The following is a 12,579-nucleotide window of genomic DNA, read 5'->3' as shown; positions in this document are numbered from 1 at the left end:
AACTGAAGTTTCCCAATAATTATTTATGGTAAAATTGAAACTATGCTACAACTATATGAAAAAAATAGTCTTTTCATTCGTTTCAAATGCTATTGCCTAAGGGGAATTAAGTAGGGGTTTGCTATAAACATGGCAAAACCACCTAAAATAAACCTCGATACACCAGCATTGTGTATTTCAGCTACTCAATAATTGGGAAACTTCAGTAAATAAAAATAATAAAATCACCAAGACTCATACTGGATATTATTGTTTAACTCACTACCCTTCCTGAATCGGAAAACTATTTATGGCCAGATCTAAAGCATTTAACGAAGAAGAAGTTCTGGATAAGGCTGTCGCTGTGTTTTGGGCAAAAGGTTATGAAGCGACGTCTATGCAAGACCTTGTTGAGGCTATGGGCATTCAGCGAGGCAGTCTTTATGCTACCTTCGGCAGCAAGCAGCAGCTTTTTTTACAATCACTTGAGCGTTATGGAAAAGTGGTCGTTAAACAGTTTTTGGACATTTTGGAGAGCAAACCTTCTGCTATTGAATCAATTGAGTTGTTCTTCGCGCAATTAGTCGAACACTTATTAACTGCAGGGCCTTTACGTAGTTGTTTAGTGACTAATTCTGCTATTGAGCGCGGCTTAAGAGATGAAGAGACTAAGCGCCAAGTACTGCATTTACTGAATGCACTTGAAAGGGGCTTTTACAAAACTTTGCAAAGAGCACAAAAAAATGACGAAATATCAAAGGAGCTTGATTTAAACAGGCTTGCCAGTTTTTTAACCAGCAGTATGCAGGGCCTCTGTTAGTCATGGGAAAAGTCTGCTCGGACAGATCAGTCCTTGAAGGCATTAACCAAGTGACTTTATCTATTATTAAATAAAAAAACGAGGGATATTCTGATGAAATTAGCAAAGCATTGGATCTTGCCTTCTTAATTTAAGTACTTTTTATAGTAATTTTTTACCTGATTTTTGAACAATCGTTCTACTGGAGTTAATAAAAATGATTTATGCCGCACCCAACCAAACAGATAGTAAAGTTGACTTTAAAGCACGTTATGGCAATTTTATCGGGGGTGACTGGGTTCCCCCCGTTAAAGGGCAATATTTTGAAAATAAAAGTCCTGTTAATGGTAAAGTATTTTGTGAAATCCCTCAGTCCACAGCTGAAGATATCGAACTAGCACTCGATGCTGCACATCAGGCAAAAGATGCCTGGGGAAAAGCATCGGTCACCGAAAGATCAAATATATTATTAAAAATTGCTGATCGAATTGAAGAAAATCTGGAAAAACTAGCCGTCGCCGAAACCTGGGATAATGGTAAAGCAGTACGCGAAACATTAGCGGCTGATGTGCCTTTATGTGTGGATCATTTTCGATATTATGCGGGGTGTATGCGCGCGCAGGAAGGTTCTATTGGCGAAATTGACGAGAATACTGTTGCTTATCATTTTCATGAACCACTGGGTGTTGTTGGGCAAATTATTCCGTGGAACTTTCCTTTGTTGATGGCCTGCTGGAAATTAGCACCTGCTCTAGTTACAGGAAACTGTGTGGTAATGAAGCCTGCTGAACAAACACCTGCTTCTATACTGATTTTAATGGAAATAATAGGTGACTTACTACCTGCCGGTGTTCTAAATATTGTTAACGGTTTTGGTGGTGAGGCAGGGCAAGCTCTAGCAACGAGCAAACGTATTGCGAAAATTGCTTTTACCGGATCAACACCGATAGGCGAGCATATTTTAAAATGTGCTGCGGAAAATATTATTCCTTCTACAGTTGAACTGGGTGGTAAATCGCCAAATATTTTCTTTGAGGATGTTTTAGATCAAGAAGATGAATTTGTCAGTAAATGTATTGAGGGCGCGGTACTTGCTTTTTTTAATCAGGGAGAAGTTTGCACTTGTCCATCAAGATTATTAGTTCAAGAATCTATTTATGATGCATTTATAGAAAAAGTTATCGCACGTGCAGAACAGATTAAACGGGGGGATCCGCTTGATACAGAAACCATGGTGGGTGCTCAAGCATCAAAAGAACAGCACGATAAAATATTAAGTTATGTCGAGATTGGTAAGCAGGAGGGTGCTAAATTATTGATGGGTGGTAAGGTTGCTGAGCTTGAAGGGGAGCTGGGGGAAGGTTACTATATTCAGCCAACTGTGATGCAAGGGCATAATAAAATGCGTATTTTTCAGGAAGAAATTTTCGGCCCATTTATTTCAGTAACTACTTTTAAAGATGAAGCAGAAGCCCTGGCAATTGCCAATGATACAGAATTTGGTTTAGGCGCTGGCCTATGGACGCGAGATATGAATCGTGCCTATCGAATGGGGCGAGGTATTCAGGCGGGGCGCGTGTGGACAAATTGCTATCATCATTATCCCGCACATGCGGCTTTTGGGGGATATAAAAAGTCTGGTATCGGTAGGGAAACACATAAGATGATGCTGGATCATTATCAGCAAACCAAGAATATGTTGGTCAGTTATGATATTAGCCCTTTGGGTTTTTTCTAATATTGAATTCATGTAGGGGCAATCCCTTGTGGTTGCCCTGATTGATGGAAAAAGTACAATATAATTCTATACCACATAAATACTACAAATACTTATGTCTGAACATCACACCTACGAACACACAAGGATGGGTCAGTTTCGTTTATAACGATTTTTCCGTGTATAATTATTACTTGAATATTTGGCCTTATATCAACAGTCTATTGATCAGCCAGAAGCCTTTTGGGCAGAACAAGCGGAGCAATTCTTAGATTGGCAACAGCCTTGGGATAAGGTTATGGAATATGACTATCCTAAAGGAGAAATTAGCTGGTTTGCAGGTGGCAAATTGAATGTTAGTGTTAATTGTCTGGATAGGCACCTGGCAACACGAGGCGATCAAGTCGCACTGATTTGGGAGGGTGATGATCCTGCTAATGATAAGAAAATGACATACAAAGAATTACACCAGGAAGTGTGTCAATTTGCTAATGTGCTAAAAGAAAGAGGTGTAAAAAAAGGTGATCGGGTATGTATTTATTTGCCGATGCTTATCGAGGCCGCAGCAGTTATATTAGCTTGCACACGTATTGGAGCAGTGCATTCGATTGTATTTGGTGGTTTTTCAGCTGAAGCGTTAAAAGATCGTATTAATGACTCTGATTGTAAGTTAGTTGTTTGTGCGGATGAAGGCTATCGTGGTGGAAAGCTGATACCCATTAAAGCAACAGTTGATAAAGCCATAGAGGATTGCCCTTGTGTAAAAAGCGTTGTAGTTATCAAAAACAGTGGTAATAGCGTTAACTGGAATGATGAATGTGATGTCTGGTATCACGAGCTAATGTCAAGGGTTTCGATAGAATGTAAACCTGAATGGATGGATGCAGAAGACCCTTTATTTATCTTGTATACCTCAGGGTCTACGGGACAACCCAAAGGGTTGCTGCATACCACGGGTGGATATTTATTGTATGCAGCAATGACTCATAAATATATCTTTGACTATCAAGAGGGGGAAATCTATTGGTGTACGGCTGATATCGGCTGGATTACTGGGCATACTTATATGATTTATGGTCCCTTATGTAATGGAGCAACTACCTTATTGTTTGAAGGCGTGCCGACTTACCCTGATGCAGGTCGTTTCTGGCAGGTTATTGATAAACATCAAGTAAATATTTTCTATACGGCTCCCACGGCTCTTCGTGCCTTAATGGCCATCGGCGATGAACCTGTCTATAAAACTGACCGGAGTAGCTTGCGCATATTAGGTTCGGTAGGAGAACCAATCAATCCTGAAGCATGGGAATGGTATTATGAACTCATTGGCAAGCAAAACTGTCCGATTGTTGATACCTGGTGGCAAACAGAAACGGGGGGTATTTTGATTACGCCGTTACCTGGTGCTACTGAATTAATACCCAGTTCAGCAACACGTCCTTTCTTTGGAGTTAAACCAGCTATCTTAAGTAATGAAGGTCAGGTAATAGAGGACGGTACCGAAGGTGTACTGGTAATGGAGCGTCCTTGGCCCGGGCAGGCAAGGTCTATTTATGGTGATCATCAACGCTTTATTGATACTTATTTTAAAAATTATCCAGGTTATTATTTTACGGGTGATGGCGCAAGACGTGATGAGCGTGGCTATTACTGGATTACCGGACGCGTAGATGATGTTATTAATGTTTCTGGGCATCGTATGGGGACTGCCGAGGTAGAAAGTGCGCTGGATGAGCATAAGTTAGTGGCTGAATCTGCAGTGGTGGGCTACCCTCATGATATTAAAGGGCAAGGAATCTATGCCTACGTTACGCTGCATGTTGGAATTGAAGGTACTGAGGAATTAAAGAAAGAGTTAATTCAATTAGTACGCACCGGCATCGGCCCTATTGCGACACCTGATATTATCCAATGGTCTGCGCAGTTACCTAAAACTCGCTCAGGGAAAATAATGCGCAGAATCTTACGTAAAATAGCAGCTAATGAGATTGATAGTTTGGGAGATACTTCAACTTTAGCTGATCCTGATGTAGTGCAAAGTATTATTGATAACCGTCTTAACCGATAAAAAATGGTGAGTAGAGCTTTTTTATATTTCGATTAAATCAAAAATAGTATTAGGTGATTGTCGGAAAAGAATAAATCAGATTGCGCAGGCTTTGAAGAAGGGCAAAAAGACAAGTAAGCTGGCATATTCTTTGACAGAAATCACCTTACAAGTAGTTCGTTGTTACTATTTGTAATATCGTGTAAATGAGCTGGTTTCTTCACGAGGTGTTCTATAGGAATTTAGCAATGCATTCTTGTCTTCGTATCCTAGTGACATACCACATATTAAAACGGTGTCTTGTGGATAATCTAATGTTGCTTTAATGGTTTTGGGGTAATCTGCAAGTGACGCTTGTGGACAGGTTGCCAGTCCTTGTTCCACCGCAGCTAACATAATGGATTGTAAAAACATGCCATAATCTATAAATGAGCCTGTCTGCATACTACTATCCATAAAAAACAAAAGCATAACAGGCGCATCAAAAGCCCTATAATTGGCAGCCCATAGGTTTAGTTGGCGTTGTTTGTCCTCTCGCTCTACCTTTAATGTTGAGTACATTTGTAAACCACAGGCAACACGACGTGATTTGTAAGGTTCTATCCATGTTTCAGGGTAATAGCGATAATCTGCTCTACCTTTATCACCTTCGCGAAATTGGCATTCAATTTGTGTTTGTAGTTTCAGTTTAGTTTCACCAGTAACAACTGCCACCTGCCAGGGTTGTGTATTAGTTCCAGAGGGTGCATGGCTGGCAGCGTTTAAAATAGCATTGATTTTGTTTTCTTCAACATCCTTATTGAGAAAAGCGCGTACTGATTTTCTTTGTTGTAAGGCTTCTTTTACATTCATAGTCAGATACTTAGGGAGATGGAAATAAATAATTGTCCAGTTTTTAAAGCTAAACGTACACAAAAAAACTTAGGCAACTATCTGGGGCGCAGGTCTTTAGCCTGCATTGTATAAGCAGCCTAAAGGACTGCGCCCCATTGTAGCTGTTAACATTCTTAAGCTAGTTTTAATGGGAATTTTGGATGATTATGTTTTTCCAGAGTTGCTGTAGAGTATAAACCAATAAGTTCTACACTTGTTTCTTAGAAGAGGGAGGTCTGAAAAGCAACAGATATTAAGTAAGCTGGTATGTCCTTTGACAGAAATTACCTAATATATAAGTATAACACTGGGTATGAATGGCCTATTGGATAAGTACTCTTTTACTAAATTGAATGGCAACTATAAATGGCTTATAAAGCAATAAAAAAAGCATTATTTGAAAAGTGTAGGGAAAAAGGAATGACGAAAGGGGTAATGTCGATTAAAATACCTTGTTAATTTAATTGTATGGCTTAAAGCTAGTTTTCAATAAAATACATTCTTTAGTTATCAGATCTTTTAATGACAAAATTTATATTTATTACAGGTGGTGTAGTCTCTTCTCTTGGTAAAGGAATAGCTGCCTCTTCTTTAGCTGCAATCCTGGAAGCTCGTGGTTTAAAAGTAACCATGACGAAACTAGATCCTTATATCAATGTTGACCCGGGTACCATGAGTCCTTTTCAGCATGGTGAGGTTTTTGTTACGCAGGATGGTGCAGAAACTGACCTGGACTTAGGTCATTATGAACGGTTTTTAAAAACGCGTTTGACTAAGAAGAACAACTTTACTACTGGACAGGTCTATGAAAGTGTTTTACGCAAAGAGCGTAAAGGCGAATATTTAGGAGCTACAGTACAGGTCATCCCGCATATCACCAATGAAATGAAACGTCGTGTCTACGCTAGTGCGGAGGGTATGGATGTTGCCATTATTGAAGTAGGCGGGACAGTTGGAGATATTGAATCTCTACCTTTTCTGGAAACAATTCGTCAGATTGGTATTGAGTTAGGCCGTGACTGTGCGCTATTTATCCATCTTACTCTAGTGCCTTATATTAAAACGGCAGGTGAAATTAAAACTAAACCGACTCAGCACTCTGTCAAAGAATTGCGCACTATTGGTATCCAGCCTGATGTTTTGATGTGCCGCTCCGAACAACGAATTCCTACAGCTGAACGGCGTAAAATTGCCTTATTTACCAATGTACCTGAAAATGCGGTAATTTCCGCAATTGATGCTGATACTATTTACCGTATTCCTTTGTTACTTAATGAACAAGGCCTGGATGATATCGTTGTTAAGCAACTTCGGCTGGATGTCCCGGCTGCCGATTTATCCGAGTGGGAAGCCGTTGTTGAGGCCATAACGCATCCTCATGATACTGTCACAATTGCTATTGTGGGTAAATATGTAGGACATAGTGATGCATATAAATCTTTAAGTGAAGCCTTGACGCATGCGGGGATAACAACGCGTAATACCGTTAAGATCAAATATGTTGATTCTGAAATTATTGAGCATGAAGGTGTTGCCTCCTTAAAAGATGTTGATGCGATTCTTGTCCCTGGTGGTTTTGGAGAGCGCGGTGTTGAAGGTAAAATATCAACTGTGCGGTATGCCAGAGAAAACAAAATTCCTTATCTAGGGATTTGCCTGGGAATGCAATCAGCGGTTATCGAATTTGCCCGTAATGTTGCTGGTTTAGAAGGGGCGCACAGTACTGAATTTTTACCCAATAGTCCACATCCAGTGATTGGTTTAATTACTGAATGGCAAGACCATGAAGGGCAGACCGAGACGAGGGACGAAAATTCTGATTTAGGCGGTACTATGCGTTTAGGTGCACAGAAATGCCGGATTCAGCCAGACTCTCTAGTATTTGATATGTACCAGAAAGATGTGATTACCGAGCGTCATCGTCATCGCTACGAATTTAATAATAACTATATGGATGAACTGGAAAAAGCGGGTTTACGCTTTACTGGTAAATCTATGGATGGCCGTTTAGTGGAGGTGGTTGAGATACAGGACCATCCGTGGTTTATTGCATGTCAATTTCACCCAGAATTTACTTCAACACCTAGAAATGGGCACCCTTTATTTTCTGGCTTCGTTGTTGCAGCAGAAAAATACAAACAGGATAATAATAAATGAAATTATGTGACTTTGAAGTTGGTTTAGACCTGCCTTTTTTTCTAATTGCCGGGACTTGCGTCATTGAAAGTGAACAAATGGCATTGGATACCGCTGGCTTTCTTAAAGAGTTAAGTACTGAATTAAATATTCCATTTATTTATAAATCATCATTTGATAAAGCAAACCGTTCTTCGCATAAGAGCTATCGCGGCCCCGGTGTAGAAGAAGGTTTAAAAATACTGCAAAAAGTGCAGCAACAGATTGGTGTGCCAGTACTGACTGATGTACATGAAGATACCCCCTTGGCAGAAGTTGCCAGTGTCGTTGATGTATTGCAAACGCCTGCTTTCTTATGCCGACAAACTAATTTTATCCAGGCTGTTGCCGCGCAAGGTAAACCAGTTAATATTAAAAAAGGTCAGTTTTCTGCACCATGGGATATGGTGCATGTGGTAAATAAAGCAAAAGCGACAGGTAATCAGCAGATTATGGTTTGCGAGCGTGGCGCATCGTTTGGTTATAATAATTTAGTCTCAGATATGCGTTCTTTAGCAGAAATGCGTAATACAGATTGTCCTGTAGTCTATGATGCAACACACTCTGCACAGCTTCCAGGAGGGCAGGGAACATCTTCAGGCGGACAGCGCCAACATGTTCCTGTTTTGGCTAGAGCGGCAGTCGCAGCTGGTATTTCGGGGCTATTTATGGAAACTCATCCCGACCCTGATCAGGCATTGAGTGATGGTCCAAATTCATGGCCATTACACCGGATGAAAGAATTATTAGAAACCTTAGTCGCCATTGATCAGGCGGTTAAAGCTAAAGCATTGATAGAAAATACCTTATAGAACGCTAGCGTAGTTTTTGCTTGGTGCTTATGTATTCAATGCTCTAACTGCTGAAAATAATATAACTGTGTAGAGCCCTCTCTCTATAGTCAGGGTGTCAGTTAGTAAAGAATTGTTAATTTAAGAAAATATATAAATAAAGGAAAAATAATGGCTAGAATTGTCGACATTAAAGCAAGAGAAATCCTAGATTCACGTGGTAATCCAACGATTGAAGCTGATGTTGTTTTAGCATCAGGTTATATTGGCAGTGCGATGGTGCCTTCTGGTGCATCTACGGGAGAGCGTGAAGCTATAGAATTACGTGATGGTGATAAATCACGCTATCTAGGGAAAGGAGTTTTAACTGGAGTTGAATTTGTTAATACTGAAATTCGTGCTGTTGTTGTGGGGCTGGATGCAAGTGACCAGGCCGCAATTGACCAAGCCATGATGGATTTAGATGGAACCAAGAATAAAGGACGTATTGGTGCTAACGCAATCTTAGGTGTTTCTTTAGCGGCTGCACGTGCTTCTGCACTTGAGGCAGGCGTACCTTTATATCGTTACCTAAATACTAGCGGTGAATTCATTATGCCTGTACCAATGATGAATATCATCAATGGTGGTTCACATGCAGATAATAGTGTTGATTTACAGGAATTCATGATTTTACCTGTGGGTGCACCGACTTTCCGTGAAGGGATTCGTTATGGTGCTGAAGTATTTCATAATTTAGCAAAAGTATTAAAAGCAAAAGGTTTAGCAACTACGGTAGGTGATGAAGGTGGTTTTGCACCTAATTTATCTTCGAATGAAGAAGCAATTGAAGTTATTTTAGAAGCAATCGTAAATGCTGGTTATAAGCCTGGTGTCGATATATTCTTAGGTATGGATGCGGCTGCTTCTGAATTTTATAAAGATGGAAACTACGAACTGACTTCTGAAGGCAAAACCTTAAGCGCAGCACAGATGACTGATCTGTTTGCTGATTGGGTAGAAAAATATCCTATCATTTCTATCGAAGATGGTTTGTATGAAAATGACTGGGAAGGCTGGAAAGAGCATACTGATCGTTTAGGTGACAAGATTCAATTGGTTGGTGATGATTTATTTGTGACAGATACTGCCACTTTAAAAGAGGGTATAGCAAAAGGTGTTGCTAACTCTATTTTAATTAAAGTTAATCAAATCGGAACTTTAACTGAAACGTTAGAAGCGATCAATACAGCTCATGCAGCTGGTTATACTGCGGTTGTTTCGCATCGTTCTGGTGAAACTGAAGATACAACAATTGCTGATTTATGTGTAGCAATGGGAACAGGGCAGATTAAAACTGGCTCATTAAGCCGCTCTGATCGTGTTGCTAAATATAACCGTTTAATGAAAATTGAAGAAGAACTAGGTGCACAGGCAAAATATGCTGGTCGTAGTGCATTTAAAAAACTATCTTAAGTTCTTATTAAGATAATTTATGCAATAAAGGGTGACTAGGGTTTTGCCTTGCCCACCCTTTATCAAGCTGTTTTGTATGGCAGGTGACTTATTAAACTTCTCATAGCTTTTCTTGTTATCCTGATTTCTCTTTTACAATATCGTTTATGGTATGGCGATGGCAGCTTTAAACAAACACAGAAATATCAGCAACAACTTGATCTACTTCAACAACAGTTAACTGTTAAACAAAAGCGTAATAAAGCACTTGAAGCTGAAGTTCTGGATCTACGCAAAGGAAAAGAAGCCATTGAAGAAACTGCTCGTCACGATTTAGGATTAATCAAACAGGATGAAACTTTTTTTCAAGTTATTGAGTAGTATCAGCAATATAATTAAGTGGACATGACAGAAAAAATTAAATACTGGGGTATAGTACCCGCTGCTGGTGTTGGTAAACGTATGCAAGCAGATCGTCCTAAACAGTACTTGCCATTAAATAATAAAACAGTGATAGAGCAGACCTTAACGCGTTTATTAGACGTTGAGCAATTAAATGCTGTTGTCGTTGCAATTTCTAAAGAAGACCCTTACTGGCCAAACCTGGAAATTTCTAAAAATCCACGAGTTTTAACTGCAGCGGGTGGTAAAGAAAGAGCTGATTCTGTCTTATCAGCGTTAAACTCGATTGCCAGCAAAGCGGTAGATAATGACTGGGTGCTAGTGCATGATGCGGCACGTCCCTGCATTACTAAAAGTGACGTTGAATTATTGATTAATGAATTACAAGAGCATCCTGTAGGTGGGATTCTGGCGTTGGCTTCTCATGATACTCTAAAATCTGTTAATGATGACTTAGCCATTACCGATACGGTAGACAGAAGCAAAATCTGGCGTGCCTTAACCCCGCAGATGTTTCGCTATAGTGCCCTTAAAAATGCTTTGCAAGAAGCAGCAGACAAGAACTGGATCATGACTGATGATGCCAGTGCCATGGAATTACAAGGCAAACACCCTAAAATAATTGCAGGTCGTTCGGATAATTTAAAAATTACCCGCCCTGAAGATTTAGCTTTAGCACAATTTTATTTGGAGCAACAATGATACGAGTTGGACAAGGTTATGATGTACATCGCTTTATCGATCAGGGTGATGTGATATTAGGTGGTGTAAAAATTGATTATGAACAAGGCCTGGAAGCACATTCCGATGGTGATGTAGTCTTGCACGCTTTAAGCGATGCACTACTAGGTGCCGCAGCTTTAGGGGATATTGGTAAGCACTTCCCGGATACTGATCCTGAATTTAAAGGTGCTGATAGCCGAGTGTTACTGCGTCATGTCTACGGAATCGTACAAGAAAAAGGTTACAGCCTGGTTAATGCCGATATTACTATTATTGCCCAGGCGCCAAAGATGGCACCGCATATTGTCGCCATGTGTACCAATATTGCGCAAGATTTATCCGTCGATTTAGACTGTATTAATGTCAAGGCAACGACCACTGAAAAACTAGGCTTTGAAGGGCGAAAAGAAGGCATAGCCGTACAGGCTGTTGTGCTTATTAGCAATTAAATAATTTCTCTGTAGGGCGTGGCTTTAGCCCGCCAATTTTTATAGTAAAAACTGATTAGGGCTAACGCCACGCCCTACAGACTGCAAAAAGCTTATTTTGAACTCTACTAACTCTCTACCTGACTGGGCATACGCGTATGGCGGTGCTCAAAGTCAAGGTCTTATCCGCAAAACCTCCGATGATTTTATCGTCAATGAAATTCAATCTTTTGAATTATCAGGGACAGGTGAACATGCTTTTTTACTGATTGAAAAATGTTCTGAAAATACTGATTATGTCGCCAGGTTACTTGCTCGTTTCGCCGGCGTTAGACAGCGAGATGTCAGTTATGCCGGGCTAAAAGACAGACATGCACGTACCAGGCAATGGTTTAGTGTCTGGTTACCAGGCAAACCAGACCCAGACTGGGAAGCATTAAATTCGGAAACCATCAAAGTATTACAGGCGACACGGCACAGTAAAAAATTAAAACGTGGCTCACTGGCGGGTAATCAATTTATCATACGAGTCTGTGACTGGACTGGCGATACTCAGGTACTTGAACTACAGTTGCAAACCATCAAAAAACAAGGTGTACCTAATTATTTTGGTGCACAGCGATTTGGTCATGAGGGTGCAAATATAGCTAAGGCGCTCGCCTTGTTTTCTGGCGAGAAAGTCTCTCGAAATCTACGTAGTATTTACTTATCTGCCGCCCGTTCTTATATATTCAATCATATCCTCAGTAAAAGAGTCACAAATAAAATCTGGAATCAGGCTCTAGTCGGTGATGTTTTAATGTTTGATAATTCACATAGTTTTTTTAAGGCCGAAACTCTGGATGAATCGATATTACAGCGTGTGGAAAAATTGGATGCGCACCCTACTGCAGTCTTATGGGGAAAAGGTGACAGTCAGACTTGTGCAGAAGTTGCATTACTAGAGCAGCAGGTTGTTGATCAATTCGATGATATAGCAAAAGGGCTTTGTGCCTTTGGTGTAGAACAAGATCGTAGAACTCTACGCAGTCATATACAAGAATTACAATGGCAGTTTATTGATAACAGCACTCTGGAATTAAGCTTTACTTTAAATCCTGGCTGTTATGCAACTGCCTTATTAAGAGAAATTGTTCAAGTTAAATAGGGACTTTAAGCTAACAGCCGGTTTTTTAATACAAATTGAGATTAATTTTAATAATGGCAAATGT

The 12,579-nt window shown here is 40.1% G+C and carries 11 protein-coding genes; 10 read left to right on the top strand and 1 reads right to left on the bottom strand.

Features of this window, described 5'->3' with window-relative positions; genetic code table 11:
- The first annotated feature begins 289 nt into the window (after positions 1-289).
- From CDZ78_RS06595 to acs, 3 genes are all read left to right on the top strand, one after another.
- Positions 290-799, top strand: coding sequence for a TetR/AcrR family transcriptional regulator (locus CDZ78_RS06595; protein ID WP_087869293.1), 510 nt, complete (start codon positions 290-292; stop codon positions 797-799).
- Between the two features lie 196 nt (positions 800-995).
- Positions 996-2,516: an acetaldehyde dehydrogenase ExaC gene (gene exaC, locus CDZ78_RS06590; RefSeq protein WP_087869292.1), complete on the top strand. Its 1,521-nt coding sequence runs from the start codon at positions 996-998 to the stop codon at positions 2,514-2,516.
- A gap of 181 nt (positions 2,517-2,697) precedes the next feature.
- Positions 2,698-4,563 carry an acetate--CoA ligase gene (acs, locus tag CDZ78_RS06585; protein ID WP_087869291.1) on the top strand — a complete coding sequence of 622 codons (1,866 nt, stop codon included), beginning with the start codon at positions 2,698-2,700 and terminating at the stop codon, positions 4,561-4,563.
- A gap of 165 nt (positions 4,564-4,728) precedes the next feature.
- Here acs and CDZ78_RS06580 read toward each other — a convergent pair whose 3' ends face one another.
- Positions 4,729-5,394, bottom strand: a complete 666-nt coding sequence (locus CDZ78_RS06580) for a nitroreductase family protein (RefSeq protein ID WP_087869290.1) — start codon at positions 5,392-5,394, stop codon at positions 4,729-4,731.
- Positions 5,395-5,937: 543 nt separating this feature from the next.
- On the opposite strand from CDZ78_RS06580, the gene pyrG reads away from it, so the two are divergent.
- The 7 genes from pyrG to truD all read left to right on the top strand — a co-directional run bounded on the left by pyrG (position 5,938) and on the right by truD (position 12,515).
- The gene (pyrG, locus tag CDZ78_RS06575) at positions 5,938-7,572 is read left to right on the top strand and encodes a CTP synthase (RefSeq protein ID WP_087869289.1); all 1,635 of its coding nucleotides are present in this window, start codon (positions 5,938-5,940) and stop codon (positions 7,570-7,572) included.
- Positions 7,569-8,402 (top strand): 3-deoxy-8-phosphooctulonate synthase, encoded by an 834-nt coding sequence (kdsA, locus tag CDZ78_RS06570; RefSeq protein WP_087869288.1) that lies wholly within the window; start codon positions 7,569-7,571, stop codon positions 8,400-8,402. Before pyrG ends, kdsA begins: the two co-directional genes overlap by 4 nt.
- A gap of 150 nt (positions 8,403-8,552) precedes the next feature.
- A complete protein-coding gene (gene eno / locus CDZ78_RS06565; RefSeq protein WP_087869287.1) occupies positions 8,553-9,836 on the top strand; it encodes a phosphopyruvate hydratase in 1,284 nt (427 codons plus the stop codon).
- 90 nt (positions 9,837-9,926) lie between these two features.
- On the top strand, positions 9,927-10,196 hold the full coding sequence (locus tag CDZ78_RS06560) for a septum formation initiator family protein (protein WP_087869294.1): 270 nt from the start codon (positions 9,927-9,929) through the stop codon (positions 10,194-10,196).
- A 24-nt stretch (positions 10,197-10,220) separates the two neighbouring features.
- Positions 10,221-10,919: a 2-C-methyl-D-erythritol 4-phosphate cytidylyltransferase gene (gene ispD, locus CDZ78_RS06555; protein ID WP_087869286.1), complete on the top strand. Its 699-nt coding sequence runs from the start codon at positions 10,221-10,223 to the stop codon at positions 10,917-10,919.
- The gene (ispF, locus tag CDZ78_RS06550) at positions 10,916-11,389 is read left to right on the top strand and encodes a 2-C-methyl-D-erythritol 2,4-cyclodiphosphate synthase (RefSeq protein ID WP_087869285.1); all 474 of its coding nucleotides are present in this window, start codon (positions 10,916-10,918) and stop codon (positions 11,387-11,389) included. Before ispD ends, ispF begins: the two co-directional genes overlap by 4 nt.
- Before the next feature lie 97 nt (positions 11,390-11,486).
- Entirely contained in the window at positions 11,487-12,515 is a 1,029-nt protein-coding gene (gene truD, locus CDZ78_RS06545) for a tRNA pseudouridine(13) synthase TruD (RefSeq protein WP_087869284.1), read from the top strand.
- Positions 12,516-12,579: the final 64 nt, after the last annotated feature.

Origin of the sequence: Bathymodiolus platifrons methanotrophic gill symbiont, from assembly GCF_002189065.1 — a bacterium.
Taxonomy (GTDB): domain Bacteria; phylum Pseudomonadota; class Gammaproteobacteria; order Methylococcales; family Methylomonadaceae; genus Methyloprofundus.
This window is presented reverse-complemented; position numbering and strand designations above follow the sequence as displayed.